This is a genomic window from Bacillus sp. SB49, assembly GCF_000469135.2.
In the GTDB taxonomy this organism is placed as follows: Bacteria; Bacillota; Bacilli; order Bacillales; family Halobacillaceae; genus Halobacillus.
The window spans coordinates 192,903-217,015 of the sequence record NZ_CP048117.1 but is presented as its reverse complement, the minus strand read 5'-3'; the positions used below and the strand labels follow the sequence as shown (position 1 = coordinate 217,015).

Here is a 24,113-nt window from a genome sequence, read left to right as displayed (position 1 = left end):
AATTATTTTTCTTTTACTCATGCTTTCAGAGCTTCAGTCGCCCGAGTCTGTTGAAGTATCCACATCCACCTGAACTTCCAGATTCCCGGGGCTGACCTCTGTCACCCCTTCAGGTACCGGGATTTCTACTTCAACAGTATCGTCCTCTGTAATATCAGACACATCCACTGGAATGTCCGGCAGTTCTTCCATGCTGTCCAACGCCTCTTTTGAACCGGAAACGGTAACGGTCTCTGTCTCTGTCGTAACAGAATTAACCACGACACCATCCGGCGCTTCGCCCTCTGGAACGACATTCACACCGACCTCTTTCTGCCGTTTTGCAATCGGCACGGTCACATTAACTGTCGTCGGTTCGACAAGGACATTCAATTCATTTCCTTGGTTGTCATACACTTTAACAGGAGCTTCCTGATTTTCAATAGTCTCAGAAGCGTCTCCCACGTCTATAATTGCTTTAACGGAAGCGACTCTTTCCATGACGGAAGAGGCACCGGTAATGGAGACAGCAGCAGGATCGACTTCCGCTTCTCCAATTTCCAAGCCCGGGTTCATCTCACGTTCATTAATGTAATCGACATTGACCTCATAATCTTCGGTAGCCTTCTCTTCAATGGTCACTTCTATCATCTTCGGATCCAGCGTTACAGCCAACTGATTTGAAATACCGGAATGTTGAAGAGAAACTTCATGCGTACCTGGACCAAGACCGTTTAAATCTGCAAAGACAGTGAAGTTCCTCTGTCTTTCGACGGGAGCAACTGCTCCTGCAGGACCTTCCACCCTAACAGAGACTTCCTGAGGCAGGCCGCTGACTACATACTCTTCACTATCAAACCGGATCTCCAGTGGTACGTCATCCATCACTTTCATATCCGACGATGTCTGATTAAAGAAAAGAGAATCAGAATCCATGTTACTTTCGACATTGACTGTCACCCAAAGCAGCACGGCCAGAATCAACGAAATAATCCGGATAAACCAGACACTTTTCAGCCAATTATCCATTCTTTTTCCCCCTCCAGTTCCAGCTTTTCACCGCGGGGGATGAATGATCCAATTCTGTTCGTAATATCTCTTCCAGTTTGACCTGATCGAGGTCACGGTGCAGTTCACCGTTTTTGGTGCAGGATATAGCCCCTGTTTCTTCCGATACGACGATTGTAAGTGCATCGGTCACTTCAGAGATTCCCATCGCCGCGCGGTGTCTCGTTCCAAGCTCTTTGGAGATGAATGGACTCTCCGACAATGGAAGATAACAGGCAGCGGCAACGATCTCATTGCTTTTAAGTATGACCGCTCCGTCATGAAGCGGAGTGTTAGGAATAAATATGTTGGTTAACAACTCGCTCGACAAGTGGCCGCCGACACGAATACCTGTCTCCACATAATCGTTCATCCCCGTGTCTCTTTCAATAGTAATCAAGGCACCAATTCTACGTTTTGCCATGTAATTACATGACTTGATAATCGCCTGCAGCGTCTTCTCCGCGTCTTCTTCTTCTGAATTATTCCGACTGAAGAAACTGCCGCGGCCGAGCTGCTCCAATGCTCTTCTCAATTCCGGCTGGAACAGTATGATTATAGCCAGGAATCCCCATGTAATTGCCTGCGACATCAACCATCTTAACGTGGTAAGCCCAAATAAATTACTCAGCAACCAGATTCCAAGGACAACGAAGATCCCTTTCAACAACTGAACAGCCTTCGTCCCCTGAATCAGCATGATTAATTTATATACAACAAACCAGACAAGGGCGATATCAACAGTAATCAGAAGGTAATCTAACACATCTAATCCCCCATCAAGCATGCCTACACTTCCTTTTATATAAGATAAAGCTTTTTAAATTTTTTCACGGTTCCCATTATATCACATAACTTTTTGCTAATATATAATCCCGTCGTGACCAGCGACTTTTCCACACCTATAAAAAACAGCATGACTGGTGTCATGCTGTCTCACTGCTCATCAGAATTAAATGAGAAAATATCTTCCACCGTTTCTTTCGTGTGGTACCAAACCCACTCATACACCTGATTGACTTCTGTGAGTTCTCCAGAGTACGCACGCAGATTATTGGAATCCAACCCGGAATCAACTTTCCCTTTCGGATTTCCCTCGAGAATGTCTCCATTGATGATTGTTACATCACCGTTAATCTTTCCATCTATCTGCAGATCTCCATTTCGCACAACGAGGTCCCCGTCTACGGTTACTCCTTCTGGTACGATCACGGTTTGATCACGAATCTCCAAGTTCTCCTGCTTGGACACGGTTACTTGCTGATCCTGATTCCATGCCGTAAAGATCCCGCTGAACATCAGAAGGAAAAACACGGCAGCAGCCGTTAAAATAGGATGCTGCTGAAGTTTCCGCAAGTATCCTTTCCGCTTCTTCTCTTTTGGAAGGTTCGCCATGACATTCGCAGTAAACCTTGGAGGAGCAGAAACCGGTGTACTGTTCTGTATCAACGTCGTTGTCTTCTTCAATTCATGAAAGTGATGCTGACAAGCTTCGCAGCCCTGCAGATGGTCTCTCAGTCGTCGTTCATCTTCTTTATTTAATTCTCCATCCAGATACTGATGCATGAGTAGCACTGCTTCTTTATTACAACTCATTCCCTCTCAACTCCTTCACACATGTCGAAGCTTCTTACGTAACGCTTCTCTACCCCGATGGACCCTTGTCTTCACTGTTCCTACAGGAATATCCAATACTTCTGCAATTTCCTGGAGCGCCATCTCATCAAGATAACGCAGGACAATGACACTTCTATACTTCGGAGGCAGTGCAAGTATTTCTTTGTGGATGTAGGATTGAAGCTCCATAGTCTCCACCTCTTCTTCAGGCAGCGCCTGATCAGCGGCAAGCTGGGAGTACATATCCAGTCCATCCGTTCCCCTCACTTCGGCATCGAGATGGTAATCGGGTTTTTTCTTACGGATGCGGTCAATGGATAAGTTCGTAGCAATTCGATAGAGCCATGTCGAAAATTTACGGTTCTCATCAAATTTATGAATATTGGTGTAAGCACGTATGAATGCTTCCTGTGCCAAATCTTCCGCTTCATAAGAATTCCCTATCATCCTGAGACATATGTGATACACTTTGTTCTGGTAAAAAGATACGATATCTTCAAAAGCTGCCTGATCGCCCTTTTTCACCTGTTTTATTTTCTGTTTGATCATGGTTTCCATCTACTATACCTCCGCTGCATCTGCGGTCGATACCCTTTACGGATGACCTCGCCCTAAAGTTTCAAAAAAAAATACATTTTTTTGTCTAATATAAGTTTAACTTTTTTTACTATCGGTTATAAAGCTGTAAATGTAAAAAATTTAGGAGGACAAATAATGATAAAGCGTTTGACCGCTCTGACAGAGGAAATTGAAGCCTGCCGCCTGGAAATGACACGCCTTGCCCGTTCCCATCAATTAAGCTCTCCAGAGGTTGTGCGTGTCAGCGTGCAGCTCGATCATCTACTTAACGAGTATGAACTGCTCCATAATAAAAAACAGCAGCCAGCCTTAAAGAAGGCCAGCTACTGTTAAGGATAATGTATGTTACTTTAAGCTTTCACCAAATAGAGATCCCATCAACCCTACCGCTACGCTAGCGGTTTTATTTTTTTCATCTAAAATTGGGTTGACCTCCACAAACTCTGCAGACGTAATCATACTCGATTGATGCAGCATTTCCATAGCTAAGTGGCTCTCCCTGTAGCTCAACCCACCGATAACCGGAGTACCTACACCTGGTGCATCATTTGGGTCCAATCCATCCAAATCCAAACTCAAATGGACACCATCCGTATGATCCTGCAGGTATTCTATTGTTTCTTCCATCACTTTTGTCATGCCCATTCGATCCACTTCGTGCATCGTGTACACCTTGATTCCTTTTTCTTTAATTAATACACGCTCTCCTTCATCAAGGGAACGAGCTCCGATGATAACGATGTTTTCCGGCTTGATCTTAGGCTCATACCCGTGGATACCTGTCAGCTTTTCATGACCGATACCAAGACTCACTGCCAGCGGCATACCGTGAATATTTCCGGATGGGGAACTATCCGCTGTATTAAGGTCACCGTGTGCATCGTACCAGATGACACCAAGGTTCTCATAATGCTTTGCCACGCCCGCCAGTGTGCCCATCGCTATACTATGATCGCCACCCAGCACGAGTGGGAAGCGCTCCCCTTTAATTACCTCATCTACTTCCGAAGCCAAACGCTTACTTCCTTCTGTAATTTCATCCAAGTTTCTCAAGTTATCCTGTTTTACTTCTTGTTTATATGTCGGACGAGGAATCTCGATGTCCCCGAGATCTTTAATATCGTAGTTTAATTTCTCCAGCCGTTCAATCATTCCTGCGTATCGGATGGCGCTGGGTCCCATATCCACACCTCTGCGCATTTGACCAAGATCCATCGGAACACCAATAACTGAAAGTTGTTTATTCATCAAAGCTCCTCCTTTATACTCTATACCAATTGTATCCGTTTTTACAGCAATGACTCAACCAGACATCATTATGTATATATATACGCATATACCGGGTAATCAGGGGTTCCTTCTGCATGTTTACAAGTCTATCCAAGAAAAGAGGTATCCCGTTTCTCCACACAAAAAAACCTGACAATCACCTGTCAGGTTATGTATGAAATATCACGTTAGTTTATTATTTAAATGGTGGAGCCTAGCGGGATCGAACCGCTGACCTCCTGCGTGCAAAGCAGGCGCTCTCCCAGCTGAGCTAAGGCCCCTTTAATATGGAGCGGGAGACGGGATTCGAACCCGCGACCCCCACCTTGGCAAGGTGGTGTTCTACCACTGAACTACTCCCGCAAATAAGAATGAGCCATGAAGGATTCGAACCTTCGACCCTCTGATTAAAAGTCAGATGCTCTACCAGCTGAGCTAATGGCTCATGATGTCAAAATGTGTGCTTACAATTAGTAGAGGATCTTACTATACGAAAGACACTAATTGAAAATGGCTGGGCCAGCTGGATTCGAACCAGCGCATGACGGTACCAAAAACCGTTGCCTTACCGCTTGGCTATGGCCCAATGAGTATAGAAATAGTATAAACGTTCTTCTTCATCTTATACATCATGTCTATTTAATTTCATAAAAATAAGCTGACAAATAGCTATCAGCAACTATCACACAGAAATAAAATGGTGGAGGGAGTAGGACTCGAACCTACGAACCCGATGGGAGCGGATTTACAGTCCGCCGCGTTTGGCCAACTTCGCTATCCCTCCACTAAATATTAAGTGGTGCCGGCCAGAGGACTTGAACCCCCAACCTACTGATTACAAATCAGTTGCTCTGCCAGTTGAGCTAGGCCGGCGATATAAAGTTAATGGTGGAGGATGCAGGGTTCGAACCTGCGACCCCTTGCTTGTAAGGCAAGTGCTCTCCCAGCTGAGCTAATCCTCCGAGTGGTGACCCGTACGGGATTCGAACCCGTGTTACCGCCGTGAAAGGGCGGTGTCTTAACCGCTTGACCAACGGGCCATTAAAACATTCTACAGAGCTTCCAGCCGGATTTGAACCGGCGACCCCTTCCTTACCATGGAAGTGCTCTACCACTGAGCTATGGAAGCAAGTGGCTCCAACGGTAGGATTCGAACCTACGACCGATCGGTTAACAGCCGATTGCTCTACCACTGAGCTACGTTGGAATAATTGAAAAACTTTTTCAAATAAAGCAATAAGGAAAGAGAATTGATGTGGCAGCGTCCTACTCTCACGGGGATCTACCCGACTACCATCGGCGCTGAAGAGCTTAACTGCTGTGTTCGGCATGGGAACAGGTGTGACCTCTTCGCCTTCACCACCACATCAATATTCTATTGAGGTAAACCCTCAAAACTGGATAAGGAAACATCTTTATCGAAAGAAACGTTTTTCACGCGATCTATGATCAGATAGATAAGTCATCGATCCATTAGTATCCGTCAGCTCCACGTGTCACCACGCTTCCACCTCGGACCTATCAACCTCATCGTCTCTGAGGGATCTTATTTGCTCGAAGGCAAAGGGAAATCTCATCTCAAGGGGGGCTTCATGCTTAGATGCTTTCAGCACTTATCCCGACCACACGTAGCTACCCAGCTATGCTCCTGGCGGAACAACTGGTACACCAGCGGTGTGTCCATCCCGGTCCTCTCGTACTAAGGACAGCTCCTTTCAAATTTCCAACGCCCACGACGGATAGGGACCGAACTGTCTCACGACGTTCTGAACCCAGCTCGCGTACCGCTTTAATGGGCGAACAGCCCAACCCTTGGGACCGACTACAGCCCCAGGATGCGATGAGCCGACATCGAGGTGCCAAACCTCCCCGTCGATGTGGACTCTTGGGGGAGATAAGCCTGTTATCCCCGGGGTAGCTTTTATCCGTTGAGCGACGGCCCTTCCATGCGGTACCGCCGGATCACTAAGCCCGACTTTCGTCCCTGCTCGACTTGTAGGTCTCGCAGTCAAGCTCCCTTGTGCCTTTACACTCTGCGAATGATTTCCAACCATTCTGAGGGAACCTTTGGGCGCCTCCGTTACTCTTTGGGAGGCGACCGCCCCAGTCAAACTGCCCACCTGACACTGTCTCCGGACCGGATCACGGTCCTGGGTTAGAATGTCCGTACAGCCAGGGTAGTATCCCACCAGCGCCTCCACCGAAGCTAGCGCTCCGGCTTCTAAGGCTCCTACCTATCCTGTACAAGCTGTACCAACATTCAATATCAGGCTACAGTAAAGCTCCACGGGGTCTTTCCGTCCTGTCGCGGGTAATGTGCATCTTCACACATAGTATAATTTCACCGGGTCTCTCGTTGAGACAGTGCCCAAGTCGTTGCACCTTTCGTGCGGGTCGGAACTTACCCGACAAGGAATTTCGCTACCTTAGGACCGTTATAGTTACGGCCGCCGTTTACTGGGGCTTCGGTTCAACGCTTCGCTTACGCTAACGCATCCCCTTAACCTTCCAGCACCGGGCAGGTGTCAGCCCCTATACTTCGCCTTACGGCTTCGCAGAGACCTGTGTTTTTGGTAAACAGTCGCTTGGGCCTTTTCACTGCGGCTCCTCGGCAGAGGAGCACCCCTTCTCCCGAAGTTACGGGGTCATTTTGCCGAGTTCCTTAACGAGAGTTCTCCCGCTCACCTTAGGATCCTCTCCTCGCCTACCTGTGTCGGTTTGCGGTACGGGCACCTCTTTCCTCACTAGAGGATTTTCTTGGCAGTGTGAACTCAGGAGCTTCGGTACTATAGTTCCCTCCCCATCACAGCTTGACGTTATGCCGGACGGATTTGCCTATCCGACCGTCTCACTGCTTGGACGTGCACATCCAATGGCACGCTCTCCTTATCCTCCTGCGTCCCCCCGTCGTTCAAACGGAAAGGAGGTGGTACAGGAATATCAACCTGTTGTCCATCGCCTACGCCTTTCGGCCTCGGCTTAGGTCCCGACTAACCCTGAGAGGACGAGCCTTCCTCAGGAAACCTTAGGCATTCGGTGAAAGAGATTCTCACTCTTTTTTCGCTACTCATACCGGCATTCTCACTTCTAAGCGCTCCACCAGTCCTTACGGTCTGACTTCACGGCCCTTAGAACGCTCTCCTACCATTGATCCTACGATCAATCCGCAGCTTCGGTGGTGTGTTTAGCCCCGGTACATTTTCGGCGCAGAGTCACTCGACCAGTGAGCTATTACGCACTCTTTAAATGATGGCTGCTTCTAAGCCAACATCCTGGTTGTCTAAGCAACTCCACATCCTTTTCCACTTAACACACACTTTGGGACCTTAGCTGGCGGTCTGGGCTGTTTCCCTCTCGACTATGAACCTTATCACCCACAGTCTGACTCCCAGAACAAAGTCTATGGCATTCGGAGTTTGACTGAATTCGGTAACCCGATAGGGGCCCCTCGTCCAATCAGTGCTCTACCTCCATGACTTTCTATTCTGAGGCTAGCCCTAAAGCTATTTCGGAGAGAACCAGCTATCTCCGTGTTCGATTGGCATTTCACCCCTACCCACACCTCATCCCCGCAATTTTCAACTTGCGTGGGTTCGGGCCTCCAGTCAGTGTTACCTGACCTTCACCCTGGACATGGGTAGATCACACGGTTTCGGGTCTACGACCGCATACTCACTCGCCCTATTCAGACTCGCTTTCGCTGCGGCTCCGCTTCTGCTGCTTAACCTTGCATACGGTCGTAACTCGCCGGTTCATTCTACAAAAGGCACGCCATCACCCATTAACGGGCTCTGACTACTTGTAGGCACACGGTTTCAGGATCTCTTTCACTCCCCTTCCGGGGTGCTTTTCACCTTTCCCTCACGGTACTGGTTCACTATCGGTCACTAGGGAGTATTTAGCCTTGGGAGATGGTCCTCCCGGATTCCGACGGAATTTCACGTGTTCCGCCGTACTCAGGATACACTCCGGAGGGAGAAAGGTTTCGACTACAGGGCTGTTACCTGCTCTGGCTGATCGTTCCAGATCGATTCATCTACCTTCCTCCTTGGTAACTCCAAAGGAGTGTCCTACAACCCCAAGAGGCAAGCCTCTTGGTTTGGGCTGATTCCGTTTCGCTCGCCGCTACTTGGGAAATCGCATTTGCTTTCTCTTCCTCCGGGTACTTAGATGTTTCAGTTCCCCGGGTCTGCCTTCTTATACCTATGTATTCAGCATAAGATCCTGCTCCATTACGAACAGTGGGTTTCCCCATTCGGAAATCTCCGGGTCAAAGCCTACTTACGGCTCGCCGGAGCATATCGGTGTTAGTCCCGTCCTTCATCGGCTCCTAGTACCAAGGCATCCACCGTGCGCCCTTATTCACTTAACTATCGTCGTGAAAAGACGTTTGTTTAAAACTTTCGATGTTTGATGTCTTGTCATCAATCGTTTCATCGTTAGATGATACGATGATTCCTTATCCAGTTTTCAAGGTTCACGTAGTTCAGAGAAATCTTTCGATCTCTCAAAACTGAACAACCAACCAAGTACGCTTCCGTTCTAAATCCTTAGAAAGGAGGTGATCCAGCCGCACCTTCCGATACGGCTACCTTGTTACGACTTCACCCCAATCATTGGTCCCACCTTCGGCGGCTGGCTCCAAAAGGTTACCTCACCGACTTCGGGTGTTACCAACTCTCGTGGTGTGACGGGCGGTGTGTACAAGGCCCGGGAACGTATTCACCGCGGCATGCTGATCCGCGATTACTAGCGATTCCGGCTTCATGCAGGCGAGTTGCAGCCTGCAATCCGAACTGAGAATGGTTTTATGGGATTTGCTACACCTCGCGGCTTCGCTGCCCTTTGTACCATCCATTGTAGCACGTGTGTAGCCCAGGTCATAAGGGGCATGATGATTTGACGTCATCCCCGCCTTCCTCCGGTTTGTCACCGGCAGTCACCTTAGAGTGCCCAACTGAATGCTGGCAACTAAGATCAGGGGTTGCGCTCGTTGCGGGACTTAACCCAACATCTCACGACACGAGCTGACGACAACCATGCACCACCTGTCACTTGGTCCCCGAAGGGAAATCCCTATCTCTAGGGAGGTCCAAGGATGTCAAGACCTGGTAAGGTTCTTCGCGTTGCTTCGAATTAAACCACATGCTCCACCGCTTGTGCGGGCCCCCGTCAATTCCTTTGAGTTTCAGCCTTGCGGCCGTACTCCCCAGGCGGAGTGCTTAATGCGTTAACTTCAGCACTAAGGGGTGGAAGCCCCCTAACACCTAGCACTCATCGTTTACGGCGTGGACTACCAGGGTATCTAATCCTGTTTGCTACCCACGCTTTCGCACCTCAGCGTCAGAAACAGACCAGAGAGTCGCCTTCGCCACTGGTGTTCCTCCACATATCTACGCATTTCACCGCTACACGTGGAATTCCACTCTCCTCTTCTGTCCTCAAGTTCCCCAGTTTCCAATGACCCTCCACGGTTGAGCCGTGGGCTTTCACATCAGACTTAAGGAACCGCCTGCGCGCGCTTTACGCCCAATAATTCCGGACAACGCTTGCCCCCTACGTATTACCGCGGCTGCTGGCACGTAGTTAGCCGGGGCTTCCTCGTTAGGTACCGTCAAGGTACCGCTCTATTCGCACGGTACTTGTTCTTCCCTAACAACAGAACTTTACGATCCGAAGACCTTCATCGTTCACGCGGCGTTGCTCCGTCAGACTTTCGTCCATTGCGGAAGATTCCCTACTGCTGCCTCCCGTAGGAGTCTGGGCCGTGTCTCAGTCCCAGTGTGGCCGATCACCCTCTCAGGTCGGCTACGCATCGTCGCCTTGGTGAGCCGTTACCTCACCAACTAGCTAATGCGCCGCGGGCCCATCTGTAAGTGATAGCGAGAAGCCATCTTTCAACTTTCCTTCATGCGAAAGAAAGTATTACCCGGTATTAGCCCCGGTTTCCCGGAGTTATCCCGATCTTACAGGCAGGTTGCCCACGTGTTACTCACCCGTCCGCCGCTCGTTCCACGAGCGTCACCCCGAAGGGATCAGCTCGCTTCCCGCGCTCGACTTGCATGTATTAGGCACGCCGCCAGCGTTCGTCCTGAGCCAGGATCAAACTCTCCATAAAAGTGTTTGACTTGCTCATTTTGCACACCGAATGTGCTTGTTTGAATTCCCTCTATATAATAGAAAGAATGTTTGACGTACTGGTTGGTTCGTTCAGTTTTCAAAGATCGAATTACGTTGTCTGCTCTGTTCGGAGCGACTTTATTATCTTATCATCGAATGTTGTTTGTGTCAACAACTTTTTCAATGTTTTGTTTGATGTCGTTTTGGCGACAAGTAATAATTTATCATGCCTGCCTTGTTTCGTCAACAACTTTTTTCAATGTTTTTAAAATTGATTTTTCGTTGTTGTTTTCCCGACAACGTTTAATAATATAGCACATAATTCAAAAGGATGGCAATAGCTTTTTTGAAATTTCATCAAAAAACTGTAATGATCGCACGAAATAAGAAAAGCCCTTTAATAGAAGGGCTCTTAGACTAGTTGTGTTTTTTCTTCCTGGGCATATATTGCATACATTCCTGTCTTGTGGCAAACCGACGAAAGATTTGAAACAGAACTTCATACCGGTCCTCCATCGCTCTCTTAAGTCCTTGATCAATACGGTGATCGCCAAGATCGAATATGATCTCATCCATTTCCCGCTTCAATAAATATTCAATCTCCCGTTTCTCTTGTTCATCAATCATTAGACCGTGCATGCAGAAACCTCCCTATTAGCAACTCTCTTTATTTTTACCCCTTTTTCATTACTTTTAGCATAGGTTGTCCTTTTTTTCATATGTATAGAACATATTGGAAGGAAGGAGATACCTGCAATGAGCTTCTACACATGGAAAGCAGAACGTCTCAAACGTTATGGAATCGTTGTTGTCCTTGCTCTGTTCTGCGCCCTTCTGCTTTGGGTCGGGCAGTGGAGCCAACTTGCTGTGTTTTCCAACAAAGGGGAGGCACGAGCCTTAACTCAAGGGAGTGAAGAACAGTCCCATGTTGCTTTGACTTTCAACATCAGCTGGGGTACGGATAAAGTGCACGACATACTGGAACAATTGAAGGCGCACGAGGTACAGGCCACCTTCTTCTTAAGTGGAGAATGGGCGGAAAGGCATCCCGACATCGTTGCAGAAATCCAAGAAGGAAACCACGAAATCGGAATGATGGGCTACACCTATCAGAGTTACGTGGAAAAGGAACCTGAACAAGTAACATCCGATCTCCAACAAGCAGATGCGGTATTTGAAAAGCTTGGTTTGGGCGAAGTAAAATGGATCCGTCCCCCGCACGGCCACATAGATAAAGAAGTTCTATCTTTAATTGAGAAATCGGGAATGCAGGCCGTTCAATGGAGTCTAAACCCAAGGGATTGGGAGAACCCGGGAACGAACGCAATCATTGATCAAGTTCTAAAGGAAAGTTCTAAAGGAGATATTATCCTTCTGCACGCTTCCGATTCCGTCAAACAGACACCGAAAGCGCTGGAAGTAATACTTCCGGGGTTAAAGCAAAAGGGCCTTAAATTTGTAAGTATCACCGAAATGGTCAGCGGCGGAGAATCAGAAACGACTCAGGTGGAATAAAAGAAGGCCGCTGGATGAACAGCGGCCCTCTTTCATTAAGACATATTCTCATCCGTGCTGCGTGTTAAACGGTGCAACAGCAGAAGTTGATAGGCATTACAGACGAATAGCGGAAAAATCATAAGCCATATATAATCCTTCCCCCCTGCATTTAATGCCGGCACCCATTCAATGGAGGTCACGACTACCATAAAGAACAAACCAGGTATGAAAGCCGTACGGTTTGTCTCTTTTGCTTTAATATACGCAATAATTGCTCCGGCAGTAAATAACCCTGCAGCCGTTCCTATGTAAAACCAAATCGAATCACCTGAATCCGACCCCTGGTAGCGGAAATATACCAGGTCAAATAATGTAAACGCAATCAAAAATACTTGCGCCGGAACCCATAAACTACGGAAGAAGCCTTTACCGAATTGGTTGACCGTCAAGTATGCAAAGAAGCCCATTTGACTGATAACACTGAATATAAACCCGAGTCCACTGAAAAACAACAGCAAACCGAACAACTCAAACAGCTGAAAAGGCTGAAGTACCTCTGCATAAGATTCCCTCTTGATCAAGAAGCTAAGGAGAAGCGTTAACCCTCCACCAATCATTAAAGTCGTAAAAAATAACCGGACCCACTTGCGACTATTCACTAAATGATCCCCCTATATCAAGTCATTTCCAAATTCATTTTATCATGAAAAACCTCCATTTTTGCCCAGCCGCATAAAAATAGTCGAAAAGTAAATAGTAAACACAAGGAGAACTTATGAAAGGGGACATTCCTTATGTCCAGACTCCGCATTTTGTGTACCGTCCTGCTTCTCTCTGTTCTGGCCGCTTGCAGCGGTGCTTCCGGAGCGAGCGAACAGGCGGATTATGACACAACCAAGAAAATGATGGTTGATATATTGAAGTCTGATGACGGTAAAAAAGCGATGCAGGAAGTACTTTCTGATGAAAAGATGCAGCAGTCTATGGCACTCGATTCGGAGGTTGTATCGAAAGCTGTTCAACAGACACTTGTTTCAGAAGAAGGAAAAGCCTTCTGGAGCAAATTGTTTTCCGACCCTAAATTCGTTCAGGAATTCAGCAAAGTCCTTGAAGAACAGCAGAAGGATTTAATGAAAGGTCTCATGAAGGACCCGGAATACCAAAAGCTGATGATCGAGCTTTATAAGAACCCTGAAATGATGGATCAAATGGTTACCGTCATGGAAGGACAGAAATTCCGTGAGCATTTGCAGAAAACAATAGAGGAAACCATCAACAGTCCGGTTTTCCAAGCGAAAATGAGCGATACGCTGTTGAAAGCTGCTGAGAAGATGAAGAGCGAAGAATCGGCCGGGTCTTCCGGATCCGGGTCTTCAGGTCAGGAGCAAAGCGGTCAAACCGAAGGCGAAAAGCAAAGTGAAGATAATTCGCAGTCCTCGTCTTAACGCAGTAAAAACCACACGACCTAACAGGTCGTGTGGTTTTTCTGTTAATACTTATCGATTACTTTAGCAGCCATATTCCGATAAATCATACCGATTGGATGATCTGTTTGGTACACAGAAGGTGCAAATACATCTTCTTCTTCGTACGGCTGTTGAAGTGGTATGTGGCCAAGAACAGCTGTTTGCAGCGTTTCTGCCAGCTTAACCCCGCCTCCACGTCCGAAGACGAATTCTTTATTTCCGGTTTCTTTGCTTTCAAAGTACGCCATATTCTCGACGACTCCTAATATTTCATGCTCTGTCTTCAATGCCATCTGCCCTGCACGAGCAGCAACGAAAGCTGCAGTCGGGTGCGGTGTCGTTACAATAATCTCCTTAGAGGAAGGAAGCAGCGCGTGTACATCAAGCGCAACATCCCCGGTTCCAGGCGGAAGATCGAGAAGCAAGTAATCCAGATCGCCCCACTCCACCTCTTTAAAGAAGCTTGTAAGCATTTTACCAAGCATCGGACCACGCCAGATGATCGGAGAGTTATCTTCAACGAAGAATCCCATGGACACGACTTTGACGCCGAAGCGTTCAACCGGGATGATTTTTTCCCCGCGGACGACCGGGCGTTCTTCCACGCCCATCATATCAGGAACGCTGAAACCATATATATCAGCATCGATAATCCCGACTTTTTTCCCGAGACGAGCCAGTGCGACAGCGAGGTTGACAGTAACTGTCGATTTCCCGACGCCGCCTTTTCCGCTGGCAACGGAAATGAACTTCGTGTCCGCATCATTTCCCAATAGGGACTGCTCTTTTGCTTTTTCCGCTTCCGGCTGGAATCTGTTCAGTACCTCTTCCGGCAGCTGATCGAATCGGAGGCCGACAGTTGCCGCGCCTTCTTTCTTCAAAGCGTTGACGATCTGCTGCTGCAGCTCCATCTGTTCAGCGGTATTCGTCTTGCCGATTAACAGCTTGACGCTGACGTGGTTCTTTTCTTCTTTAATTTTTATTTCTTCGACTCCACCGGTTTCTTCCAGCGTTTTATGTAAAAACGGATCTTCGATTGAGTGAAGGACTTCGAGTACTTTTTCTTGAGTCAACAAACCGTTTCACCATCCCTTAAAAAATGTTTCCTGTTGTTAGTATAACATATGTGAAACGCTTTCTAAGGGATTTGCCTATATCAGTCAGGAGAAGGATATTCACGTTCCGTCACGAAGCGGAGCACACCTTGGTAGACAGATGCAGCCACCTTTCTCTGATAGTCTTCCGTCTTTAACAGTTCCCGCTCTTGTTCATTGGACAAGAAGCCCGCCTCTACCAGTGCCCCCGGTGCTTCTATGTGCTTTAAAATGTAAATGTTGGTTAACCCCATAGCTTCTCTCGTCGTATTACCGATATTCGAACGGATTTCGTCCTGAATAAATTTTGCTAATTGTTCACTCTCTGAAACGTCCGGATTATAGAAGGTTTGTGCACCTTTCCATTTGGGGGAAGGAATAGCATTCAAATGTAAGCTCAAATAAAAGTCCGCATCTTTATCCTTTACAAATTGTACCCGCTTCTTAATATCCTCCGCTTTCCTTCGCGATAAACTTCCGGCCGCTTCTGAGGATAAATCCTCATCATCATACCTTGTCAAATAGACGATGGCACCTGCTTGCTGCAGATAATCACGGACGTATTCCGCCAGCCGGAGGGTAATTTCTTTTTCCTGTGTCCCATCTGTCCCCTCTGCTCCTCCGTCCGGTCCCCCGTGGCCCGGATCAAGGACGACCACTTTGCCAGACAGTGGAGAAGACCAGACTGTCCAAGCATCCTTCGCTTCCTGCAGCGGATAGGAAACGGCACAGACAAGAATAACGATCCCTGCCAACCAAAAAAATGTCTTCATTCTTCGTATCATTGCGCTCTCACTCCCTTGTACTCCTCCCTACATCAACTATATGGGACGAGAACAGGGATTATGTAAAGGAAGCAAATAAAGACGGAGATACAGACTCCCACATAAATGTGCAGTACCACCTGAACCTCAAAATCCCTTTCCTCAATAAACAGCAAAAGGACCGCAGGAAGCGGCCCTTTTCATTTAAGGTTGCCCATCCGGATGGAAAAGCACCTTAATAAACGATTGATCACTGCTATTCTCAATGAGATGTTCAAATAAGAGCGGCCCTTCTTCGAGTGCGAGACGATGAGAGATAAGCGGTTTAACGTTCAACTGCCCTGTCTGCATATAGTGCAGGGTAGCATCCCATTCTTTCCCGGGAAAAGGACTGGAAATGGCGTTCCAGGATCCGATCACTTTCAGCTCATTCCGGACAATCTTTTCAAAATAAAACCGCTTCAGCTCTACATCGGCATAGGGAATTCCCATATAGAGAACCTCTCCTCCTTTTTTCGGAAGAGCAAGAACCTGTTCAGAAGTTATTGGAGAACCGGCACATTCTACAGCAAGATCGACACCTTGCCCGCCTGTCCAATCAGCTGTTTGTTCGTGAGCAACCGCGTTTCTTGAATGGACTACTTCATCCGCTCCTACACGTTTCGCAACGGTAAGCTTCTGATCATCAATATCAATCGCAATCACTTTAGCTGCTCCAAATATCTTCGCCCATTGTATTGCAAGCAGACCAATACTCCCACATCCTACGACAGCCACACTTGATCCGGGCTGAAGACTGGTTCTGTAGAAACCATGAGCCACAACAGATGAGGGTTCAATCATTGCAGCGGCATCATAATCGACTCCCTCAGGAAGGGGAAGGACATTAGAAGCAGGAAGTGTTACATATTCGGCATATGCTCCTGGATGCCGGGCCCCTATGAGAGTCAAATGCTCGCATTGGCTCAAGTCGCCCTTCAAACAGCTGACACATTCCCCACAGCAGAAAGTCGGACAAGCTGCCACACGGTCTCCGGGAACCATAGTATTGACATCACTGCCCACTTCCACTACTTCCCCTGCAAACTCATGACCGAACGTCATTCCTTCTACATAAGGACCCAGCTTCTTATATCTTGATATATCAGATCCGCATACGCCTACAGCCTTTACTTTAATGACGACGTGATCTTCCCTGTTCAATACTGGAGCAGGCCTCTCTTCATATCGGATATCCTGGGTTCCATAAAGATTCAAGGTTTTCATTGAAGTCACCTTTTTCATCTATAGATTTTCCGTTTTTTCTACGGATCTGGACGGCCGCTTCTTCCTTACTTGCCAAACAGCTGCCGCAACGATGAGCGTGTTAAAAATCATTTGATGCTCGAAGTAGACGTCGCCGACCGACCGCATCGGGCCCAGCATAAAATCCAGCCATGCATCGACCATTGCATCCCCCACCTTTCTTCCTTAATCAACCGGCGTCAGAAGAACCTTGATCGCTTCTCCTTTTTTTATCACATCATATGCTTGATCCCATTCCGTAATGGGGAATTCATGTGTCACCAATGACTGCGCGTTTACGCTGCCACTGTTCATCAACTCAAGGGAAGGTTCCCAATCCGCCGACTTCTGACTTCGGCTTCCTACGACACGAATCTCCTTCTGAATGATCTTCTCCAAATTAAATGGAATCTCAGGTTTCGCAAAAATTCCAATTTGTCCGTACTGCCCTTTTTTCTTCAGTAAATCCAATGCCATGTTCGCAGCCGGCACCGCTCCGGAGCATTCATATACGACGTCTGCACCATATCCACCGGTCAAATCTTCGACCAGTTCCTTCAAATTACTCTCCTGAATATTAATCGAGTAATCGATTCCCAGCTCCTGTGCTTTATCAAGCCTTATCTTATCGTGGGATAGTCCAGCTGCTATAACGACGGCCCCCCGGCTCTTTGCAACTTGGGCGGTGAACAACCCAATTGGCCCCGGACCGATCACGACCACAACATCCCCTTTGGTGATTTCCGTTTTTGCAACGGCATGATAGGTACAGGCGAGCGGTTCTGTCATCGCACCAGATCGAAAATCTACATGGTCGGGGAGATGGTGGACGCTTTCTTCCCTCGCAATTAAATACTTGGCAAATCCTCCATCCTGCTGTGTCCCCAGACCTTTTCGGTGATTGCAAAGATTGTAATCACCACTCCTGCAGTATTTGCATTCCCCACAGATATAGAAGGTGGTCTCTGACGTGACTCGATCACCCTCCTGAAATGATGTCACTCCATCACCGACATCAACGACGACCCCGGAAAATTCATGACCCAGTGTAACTGGAACGCCTACTTTATAGTGACCTTCATACGTGTGTATATCAGAACCGCATATTCCGGTATATTTCACTTCAATTTTCACTTGGCCAGGTCCAACCGACGGTTCCTGTTTATCCTGAACGAGCAGGTGGCCATGGCCCAGTTCTGTTTTCACAAGTGCTTTCACCTTTTATCCCTCCATTAATTGAAGACGCTGAATACTTTAAAGATGACCCAGTTCACCAGGTTTCCCCCTTGGTCAATGCTCGATATCTTTGCTGATCCTTCCGGCATGTCAAAATTAGAATTCACTGCCATTTCCGTGAATACCGGGGCCACATCGGTCGCCATATAAAGGGATAAAGCAATCATCACCGTACCGACGATGACGGAGTGGACGATATTCCCCTTGGCTGCACCGACAATGAAAGCAACGACAAACGGTATGGTAGCCAAGTCTCCGAAAGGAAGGAGCGCATTTCCCGGAAGGATGACTGCAAGCGCCACAGTGATCGGCACAAGAATAAGGGCTGTTGAAATGACTGCTGGATGCCCGAGTGCGACCGCAGCATCAAGGCCTATGTAAATCTCTCTGTCACCAAAGCGTTTGGACAGCCATTCCCGTGCAGATTCTGATACAGGCATAAGGCCTTCCATCAAGATTTTGACCATACGTGGCATAAGAACCATGACGGCCGCCATCGCCATGCCGATTTCGATGACATCCCCAACACTGTATCCAGCCAATATTCCGATTGCCGCCCCTAGAAAGAGTCCGATGAAAATCGATTCACCGAAGATTCCAAAACGCTTCTGAATCGTCTCCGGGTCGGCATTCCAATTCTTCACTACCGGCACTTTATTCAACAACTGTACCAGGAAAATTCCCGGCGCGTAGGAAATCGTACTGCCTGTAGCGACCGAAACACCGGGAAGGTCGAAAAATTTACTGACCATCGGAGCTGTCCAGTCTGCTACTTTCAAACAAACAACCTGGAAGATAACTGCGGCGATCAAGCCTTGCACGATGCTGCCGGAAATGGCATAGACCATGGCAGCCATGAATGTATAATGCCAGAAATTCCAAATATCCACGTTCATCGTTTTCGTCGTCTTCGTCACCAGCATGATGACATTAACGACAAGGCCGAGCGGAATGATAAACGCAGCTACGATGGAGGCCCACGCAATAGATGAAGAAGCCGGCCATCCTACATCAATGACGTTCAATTCCACTCCAAGCCGATCGACCATCCCCTGCGCTGCCGGCCCCAGGTTGTTAACAAGGAGATCGACGACGAGGAATATACCTACAAAAGCTACTCCTATCGTCAGTCCGGAACGGAACGCTTTTCCTGGCTTTTGTCCGAACAGTAAACCTAGTAAGAAGATGGCAACAGGAAGAATGACTGTTGCCCCCAAATCCAAAAATCCTTGTACGATGTCGACGAAACCCTGCATGTAAAGTCCTCCCTCGATTCTATCCACCGGCGAGCATGCCGGTTACTTCTGCAACTCCTGTAAAATTTCTTTCTTCGTCGCCTCTGTTCCAATTCCAGTCAGGAAGGAACGTGCATTAATTACCGGAAAAGGGTATTCTTTCTGAGTCATAGCTGTTGTGACAAGCAGATCTGCTGTATCGACATAGCCGCCTACTTCCGCAATTTTTATTTGAACCAGGTCTACGCTCAAATTGTTTTCCTTCGCCATTTCTTCAATGGCCCCGTTCACGACCGTCGATGTTGCAATCCCCGCTCCACATGCTACCAATACTTGTTTTTTCGCCATTATGATTTCTCTCCTTCTATAGCATCAAACGCAAGTTTCTGTTCCAATAAACGCCGGATGCCTGATTTGTTTTTTTCTTCCAGGATCAATCGTAAAATTTCTTCGTTTTGAAAAACTCCCATGAGCTGTTGAAGCAAAGAAAGCTGGGAGTGGGCTTCGTCCATAGCCAACAGAAAGACAATACGGACTGGGATCGTTTCCTCTCCATCCCCCATTACACCGAACTCCACTGCTTCTTTCAGTACTCCCACACTTATCGTCTTCCGGAGCACATGCTCCACATCGGTATGCGGAATAGCGACAGCGACTCCGGCAGTCGGTAACCCTGTTGCATATTCCTCTTCCCTTCGGATGATGGCGGGTGGAAAACTCTCCTTGACCAACTTTAAATCCACAAGGTTCCTACTCATTGCCTCGAGCACTTCTTCCTTGCATCCCGCATCCAGATCTAATAAAATGACTGATTCATTAAAATAAACATTACTCATCCTATTCACCACATTATCCATAAAATATTGTTCCGGACACTACACAGAATGACGCATGATCACTTCCTGTATATCTTTAGGTTTCCCCTCACGAATGAGGCGTTCCCGATCTTCCTCCTGCCCGGCTAAGCTCAATAACTGCATCAAACCGTTCATATGCTTCTTCTTATCCACCGCCGCGATCACGACCATCATATGAACGGTCTCCTCTGTATTAAACGAAACACCTGAACGGACGACCAACAAACTCATTCCGGTTCGTGCTACACCATCTTCAGGCGCTGCATGGGGAATAGCAACGTGCGGGGCGATGATGATGTATGGATCTCTCACCTGCTGCCGCATCGCCTCGACATAACTTTGTTTGATAAAGCCATGCCTGATCAACGGTTCGGATGCAATAGACAGTGCTTTCTCCCAAGAGTCCACATATTCCACTACTTGAATGTGATCGATCGGAAGGAAATCTTCCAGGTGAAGCGGAACGCTCTCCACCCTCTGCTTGATTACTGATTCCTCTTCTCGATGCACATAAACGCTCAACGTTTCCTTCAAAGCTTTCTCATCGTGGATCGTTGTGTGATTGCGGATAATATCCATCAAGTGATCCACACGGATATCATTCATCACATAACCTTGAACCTCCATCATGACCTGCTTTCTTAACCGCAGTCGATCGTCCTGATCAAGGTATGGTTTGCATTGAATGACTTTATCCTCTCCTTCTAGCGGTGAGGTAGAGAAAACAAGCGTGTAATCCAACTCACACCTCCAATACTCTCGGACCGACAAAGAGTCGAGGAAAACAAATTCAGGAAACAACTCCGACAATTGATTAAACAACAGTCGTGAGACGGACACGCCTTGAGGACAGACGACAACAGCTTTTACTTTCTCTTTCATGCTCTCTCCCTGCCGCGTCATCCAACCGCCGATTAACATCGTCATAAAAGACAATTCATTATCAGGAATGTCGGCCCCGATGTACCTCTCCAATGGACGCACAGAGCGTCTGACCAAATGGTGCACTTCTTTTAATTCTTCCGTAATCGAATCATGAATCACCTGCGTCTCTGTCAGTCCATACTTGATCCTGTAATAAGCAGGTCGGATGTGCTGGAACAGCTTATCCGATAAAAGGCTTCTATTATGAAAATGAACGCAGGCGCCCCGTTCAAAAAGACGGATCATTTGTTCTATAACCGGGGGCAGCGTCGTTAATGGATCTGTCGGTGCAAGCTCTTCGGATCGATACACATTGGTGGTTAAGAGATAGAGACTTAAGAGGAGACGCTCTTCATGGGTGATATGCTCTTTCAATATATCTCCGACCGCTCGATATTCTTCAGACCGGATGATGTCTTGATGGTTCCCGGATAAAGACTCAATGATATATCCGTCTTCCATTCTTCTAATGTTTAGTGCCAGCAAATAAGGTAGCGCTTCCATTTTTTCGTCTGTAAACTGAATGTTGAGCTTTTCTTCAAACGCATCAATGATATCCTTATATCTGCTCAAATCATCCGGTGACAACAAAGTCATGGCTTCCACTTTTCCTGAACCATTCAAGGCTATCCAGTCACTAACAACCTTATGGAGAACACGGCGAATCTGAATTTCCGGTCCTTCCAATACGTATCCAGACTTCCTCGAATAGTTAATGGTTATATGGTACCTGTCAAGGAATGACTGCGCCTGTTTCATATCACTCAAGATGGTATTCTTACTGAAGTCGAGTTCATAGGTGAAGTGATTCAACGACAGCTCCCTCCGAGTAAGGAGCATGAGAATAATCAAGGAAACGCGCTGCTCCTCAGACAAGACGACGGCATCCATTTCAGGTTTCTGATCCTTATTGACCTGCGCGAAAATCGAGTGGTCGATAATGAACTGTCCTTGTCTGGTACGCTCTATTTCAGGAAGGCGGTGTGATGCAAGCCAATCATTAATCTTATTGAAACTGTAGCCAAGCTGCCTTCTTGTCAGTTGGTATTTCTTTTCGAGCGTCGTACTGGTGACCCTGGGGTTGCCTACTATTTCTTGAAGAATCCTGTGACTTCTCTCATTGAGTTCCACCATCTATCCTCCCTCCACGATTTCATTGTAGCACCTGAAACAACCGCGTTGTATCCGCTTTCATCCCAAGATAGTGAGCTGTTCATGTACATCATAGGGATGAACACAATTGAGTTACGATGATTAATCCTAAAGCAAACGAACGTAAATACAGAAAGTTTGCAAACAAAAAAAAGCCATCCTTCCTCTTGGGAAAGATGGCTTTTGTACGTTCGTACGATTAACGCTTGGAGAATTGTGGAGCGCGACGTGCACCTTTAAGACCGTATTTCTTACGTTCTTTCATACGTGCGTCACGAGTCAATAGACCAGCGCGTTTAAGTGTTGTACGGTATTCAGGATCCGCTTGTAAAAGAGCACGAGCGATTCCGTGACGGATCGCACCAGCTTGTCCAGTGAATCCACCACCATGTACGTTTACGTGTACATCGTAGTTACCTTCTGTTTCCGTAACAGCTAGAGGCTGCTTCAGAATTACACGAAGTGTTTCGTATGGGAAAAAGTCTTCAGCATCACGTTTGTTTACTACTACACGACCAGTTCCTGGAACAAGGCGTACGCGAGCAGTGGAGCTCTTACGACGTCCAGTACCTGTATATTGTACTTGTGCCACTTTAGATTACCTCCTTTAATTATCCGCGAAGTTCATAAACTTCTGGTTTTTGTGCTTCATGCTTGTGCTCAGCTCCAGCGAAAACATGAAGTTTCTTGCCCATTTTACGTCCAAGACTTCCTTTAGGAAGCATACCTTTAACAGCAAGCTCAAGCATTTGCTCAGGGTATTTCGTACGCATTTCGTTAGCTGTACGGGACTTCAATCCACCTGGGTGGTTGGAGTGACGGTAGTAGATCTTATCGTTGATCTTGTTACCTGTAAGTTGGATTTCACCTGCGTTGATGATAATGACATGATCACCTGTATCAACGTGTGGTGTGTAAGTTGGTTTATGTTTACCGCGAAGGATCGCAGCAACTTCGCTCGCTAAACGGCCAAGTGTTTGCCCTGCAGCATCCACAACATACCATTTACGTTCAACGTTGTTTTCATTTGCCATGAAAGTTGTGCGCATATCTGTTTCCCTCCTGAATTGTTTAATTTCACATAGACTTCGTAACTACTTTATCATTTATCTCAAATACGATTAGATTTCCGGGGCTAACCGTGGTATAGAAATAAAATGCCATAGAATATAATATAACACCCTACAGCCAAATGTCAAGGGCGTGCACACCTGGAATCGTTGTTTTTTTAATAACTTTTATTGGTAAAAAACTTCCCAGAGAAATAACCCTTGTGGAGGAGCTGTTTTCCCGGCGGCAGCCCGATCCATTGCAGCAAGAATTCTTGGGATGGAAGCAGGCTCTCTCTCATGCCGCCCTACCTCCAAAAGTGTACCGACAAGAATCCGGACCATATTATAAAGGAAGCCGGAGCCTCGGAACAGGAACACGATCTCTGCCCCTTCTTTCCGGATGGATGCTTCATAAATCGTCCGGACTTTGTCGCCTTTAATATCTGTCTTCGGAGAACAAAAAGACGTAAAGTCATGTTCTCCCTCCAACAGCCGGCACGCCTCCTTCATCGCAGCCATATCAAGCTCTGCCTTCACGTGATACGTATGATGGCGCTTGAACAGCTGTCTGTCCCTGTCATTCCATACATAGTACCGGTATTCTTTCCCTACGGTCCCGTAACGGGCATGGAAATCCTCCGGAACTGCTTCTGAATGAGTGATCATAATATCATCCGGAAGCAGAGAGTTGACGGCCCTCTTCCAATTCTCATCCGGAATGGAAAGCGGTGTGTCGAAATGTATAACCTGCCCCATGGCATGAACGCCGGCATCGGTCCTTCCGGAGGCAGTCACTTTGACCGTTTCTCCTTTATGGATTTTTGCCAGTGCTTTCTCCAGCTCCGCCTGAATCGTATTACCGTTCGGCTGTACCTGATACCCGGCATAGGCCGTACCGTCATACTGCAGGGTGAACTTCATACGCTGCATCTTCCAGTCCT

At 47.3% G+C, this 24,113-nt stretch carries 22 protein-coding genes, 10 tRNA genes and 3 rRNA genes; 3 read left to right on the top strand and 32 right to left on the bottom strand.

Features of this window, described 5'->3' with window-relative positions:
* Positions 1-33: 33 nt before the first annotated feature.
* From M662_RS01250 to sigW, 4 genes are all read right to left on the bottom strand, one after another.
* On the bottom strand, positions 34-1,008 hold the full coding sequence (locus M662_RS01250; RefSeq protein ID WP_008635813.1) for a CdaR family protein: 975 nt from the start codon (positions 1,006-1,008) through the stop codon (positions 34-36).
* On the bottom strand, positions 1,001-1,813 hold the full coding sequence (gene cdaA / locus M662_RS01245; RefSeq protein WP_008635812.1) for a diadenylate cyclase CdaA: 813 nt from the start codon (positions 1,811-1,813) through the stop codon (positions 1,001-1,003). The genes M662_RS01250 and cdaA overlap by 8 nt, the downstream gene beginning before the upstream one ends.
* Positions 1,814-1,962: 149 nt before the next feature.
* The gene (locus M662_RS01240) at positions 1,963-2,622 is read right to left on the bottom strand and encodes an anti-sigma factor family protein (protein ID WP_008635811.1); all 660 of its coding nucleotides are present in this window, start codon (positions 2,620-2,622) and stop codon (positions 1,963-1,965) included.
* Positions 2,623-2,637: 15 nt separating this feature from the next.
* On the bottom strand, positions 2,638-3,201 hold the full coding sequence (gene sigW / locus M662_RS01235; RefSeq protein WP_008635810.1) for an RNA polymerase sigma factor SigW: 564 nt from the start codon (positions 3,199-3,201) through the stop codon (positions 2,638-2,640).
* Between the two features lie 156 nt (positions 3,202-3,357).
* On the opposite strand from sigW, the gene M662_RS01230 reads away from it, so the two are divergent.
* On the top strand, positions 3,358-3,555 hold the full coding sequence (locus tag M662_RS01230) for an aspartyl-phosphate phosphatase Spo0E family protein (RefSeq protein ID WP_008635809.1): 198 nt from the start codon (positions 3,358-3,360) through the stop codon (positions 3,553-3,555).
* A gap of 12 nt (positions 3,556-3,567) precedes the next feature.
* On the opposite strand, the gene rocF is transcribed toward M662_RS01230, so the two are convergent.
* The 15 genes from rocF to M662_RS01155 all read right to left on the bottom strand — a co-directional run bounded on the left by rocF (position 3,568) and on the right by M662_RS01155 (position 11,250).
* The gene (rocF, locus tag M662_RS01225) at positions 3,568-4,470 is read right to left on the bottom strand and encodes an arginase (RefSeq protein WP_026578841.1); all 903 of its coding nucleotides are present in this window, start codon (positions 4,468-4,470) and stop codon (positions 3,568-3,570) included.
* Between the two features lie 226 nt (positions 4,471-4,696).
* Positions 4,697-4,772: transfer RNA gene (locus M662_RS01220), tRNA-Ala, on the bottom strand.
* A 7-nt stretch (positions 4,773-4,779) separates the two neighbouring features.
* Positions 4,780-4,854, bottom strand: a tRNA-Gly gene (locus tag M662_RS01215).
* Between the two features lie 9 nt (positions 4,855-4,863).
* Positions 4,864-4,936: transfer RNA gene (locus M662_RS01210), tRNA-Lys, on the bottom strand.
* Between the two features lie 66 nt (positions 4,937-5,002).
* Positions 5,003-5,077: transfer RNA gene (locus M662_RS01205), tRNA-Gln, on the bottom strand.
* Between the two features lie 112 nt (positions 5,078-5,189).
* Positions 5,190-5,275 (bottom strand) — tRNA-Tyr (locus M662_RS01200).
* A 13-nt stretch (positions 5,276-5,288) separates the two neighbouring features.
* A tRNA-Thr gene (locus M662_RS01195) sits at positions 5,289-5,364 on the bottom strand.
* Between the two features lie 13 nt (positions 5,365-5,377).
* Positions 5,378-5,453: transfer RNA gene (locus M662_RS01190), tRNA-Val, on the bottom strand.
* A gap of 3 nt (positions 5,454-5,456) precedes the next feature.
* Positions 5,457-5,531 (bottom strand) — tRNA-Glu (locus tag M662_RS01185).
* A 17-nt stretch (positions 5,532-5,548) separates the two neighbouring features.
* Positions 5,549-5,620 (bottom strand) — tRNA-Thr (locus tag M662_RS01180).
* Between the two features lie 3 nt (positions 5,621-5,623).
* A tRNA-Asn gene (locus M662_RS01175) sits at positions 5,624-5,698 on the bottom strand.
* A 46-nt stretch (positions 5,699-5,744) separates the two neighbouring features.
* Positions 5,745-5,858 (bottom strand): 5S ribosomal RNA (gene rrf, locus M662_RS01170).
* Positions 5,859-5,944: 86 nt separating this feature from the next.
* Positions 5,945-8,863 (bottom strand): 23S ribosomal RNA (locus tag M662_RS01165).
* Between the two features lie 182 nt (positions 8,864-9,045).
* A 16S ribosomal RNA gene (locus tag M662_RS01160) occupies positions 9,046-10,609 on the bottom strand.
* Together the 16S, 23S and 5S rRNA genes with 10 tRNA genes alongside form the textbook arrangement of a ribosomal RNA operon.
* 419 nt (positions 10,610-11,028) lie before the next feature.
* Complete coding sequence (locus M662_RS01155; RefSeq protein ID WP_008634240.1) at positions 11,029-11,250, bottom strand: hypothetical protein; 222 nt, start codon at positions 11,248-11,250, stop codon at positions 11,029-11,031.
* 117 nt (positions 11,251-11,367) lie between these two features.
* Here M662_RS01155 and pdaB point away from each other — a divergent pair, with 117 nt between their 5' ends.
* Positions 11,368-12,126, top strand: a complete 759-nt coding sequence (gene pdaB, locus M662_RS01150; protein ID WP_026577038.1) for a polysaccharide deacetylase family sporulation protein PdaB — start codon at positions 11,368-11,370, stop codon at positions 12,124-12,126.
* 35 nt (positions 12,127-12,161) lie between these two features.
* On the opposite strand, the gene M662_RS01145 is transcribed toward pdaB, so the two are convergent.
* A complete protein-coding gene (locus M662_RS01145) occupies positions 12,162-12,767 on the bottom strand; it encodes a KinB-signaling pathway activation protein (protein ID WP_008634244.1) in 606 nt (201 codons plus the stop codon).
* A gap of 135 nt (positions 12,768-12,902) precedes the next feature.
* On the opposite strand from M662_RS01145, the gene gerD reads away from it, so the two are divergent.
* Entirely contained in the window at positions 12,903-13,553 is a 651-nt protein-coding gene (gene gerD / locus M662_RS01140; RefSeq protein WP_008634247.1) for a spore germination lipoprotein GerD, read from the top strand.
* A 44-nt stretch (positions 13,554-13,597) separates the two neighbouring features.
* On the opposite strand, the gene M662_RS01135 is transcribed toward gerD, so the two are convergent.
* The 12 genes from M662_RS01135 to truA all read right to left on the bottom strand — a co-directional run bounded on the left by M662_RS01135 (position 13,598) and on the right by truA (position 24,102).
* Complete coding sequence (locus tag M662_RS01135) at positions 13,598-14,650, bottom strand: Mrp/NBP35 family ATP-binding protein (protein WP_008634249.1); 1,053 nt, start codon at positions 14,648-14,650, stop codon at positions 13,598-13,600.
* Between the two features lie 80 nt (positions 14,651-14,730).
* Positions 14,731-15,453, bottom strand: a complete 723-nt coding sequence (cwlD, locus tag M662_RS01130) for an N-acetylmuramoyl-L-alanine amidase CwlD (RefSeq protein WP_026577039.1) — start codon at positions 15,451-15,453, stop codon at positions 14,731-14,733.
* Positions 15,454-15,636: 183 nt separating this feature from the next.
* The gene (locus M662_RS01125; protein WP_026577040.1) at positions 15,637-16,698 is read right to left on the bottom strand and encodes a galactitol-1-phosphate 5-dehydrogenase; all 1,062 of its coding nucleotides are present in this window, start codon (positions 16,696-16,698) and stop codon (positions 15,637-15,639) included.
* A gap of 18 nt (positions 16,699-16,716) precedes the next feature.
* Positions 16,717-16,881, bottom strand: coding sequence for a hypothetical protein (locus tag M662_RS19420; protein WP_008634255.1), 165 nt, complete (start codon positions 16,879-16,881; stop codon positions 16,717-16,719).
* Between the two features lie 21 nt (positions 16,882-16,902).
* Complete coding sequence (locus M662_RS01120) at positions 16,903-17,934, bottom strand: zinc-binding dehydrogenase (RefSeq protein WP_026577041.1); 1,032 nt, start codon at positions 17,932-17,934, stop codon at positions 16,903-16,905.
* A 14-nt stretch (positions 17,935-17,948) separates the two neighbouring features.
* Positions 17,949-19,208, bottom strand: coding sequence for a galactitol-specific PTS transporter subunit IIC (locus M662_RS01115; protein ID WP_026577042.1), 1,260 nt, complete (start codon positions 19,206-19,208; stop codon positions 17,949-17,951).
* Between the two features lie 42 nt (positions 19,209-19,250).
* Positions 19,251-19,535, bottom strand: coding sequence for a PTS sugar transporter subunit IIB (locus M662_RS01110; RefSeq protein WP_008634259.1), 285 nt, complete (start codon positions 19,533-19,535; stop codon positions 19,251-19,253).
* The gene (locus M662_RS01105) at positions 19,535-20,023 is read right to left on the bottom strand and encodes a PTS sugar transporter subunit IIA (protein WP_008634262.1); all 489 of its coding nucleotides are present in this window, start codon (positions 20,021-20,023) and stop codon (positions 19,535-19,537) included. The genes M662_RS01110 and M662_RS01105 overlap by 1 nt, the downstream gene beginning before the upstream one ends.
* 39 nt (positions 20,024-20,062) lie before the next feature.
* A complete protein-coding gene (locus M662_RS01100) occupies positions 20,063-22,102 on the bottom strand; it encodes a BglG family transcription antiterminator (RefSeq protein WP_051348845.1) in 2,040 nt (679 codons plus the stop codon).
* Between the two features lie 217 nt (positions 22,103-22,319).
* Positions 22,320-22,712, bottom strand: coding sequence for a 30S ribosomal protein S9 (gene rpsI / locus M662_RS01095; RefSeq protein WP_008635956.1), 393 nt, complete (start codon positions 22,710-22,712; stop codon positions 22,320-22,322).
* Between the two features lie 19 nt (positions 22,713-22,731).
* Positions 22,732-23,169 carry a 50S ribosomal protein L13 gene (gene rplM / locus M662_RS01090; protein ID WP_008635959.1) on the bottom strand — a complete coding sequence of 146 codons (438 nt, stop codon included), beginning with the start codon at positions 23,167-23,169 and terminating at the stop codon, positions 22,732-22,734.
* A 189-nt stretch (positions 23,170-23,358) separates the two neighbouring features.
* Positions 23,359-24,102: a tRNA pseudouridine(38-40) synthase TruA gene (gene truA / locus M662_RS01085; protein ID WP_008635960.1), complete on the bottom strand. Its 744-nt coding sequence runs from the start codon at positions 24,100-24,102 to the stop codon at positions 23,359-23,361.
* Positions 24,103-24,113: the final 11 nt, after the last annotated feature.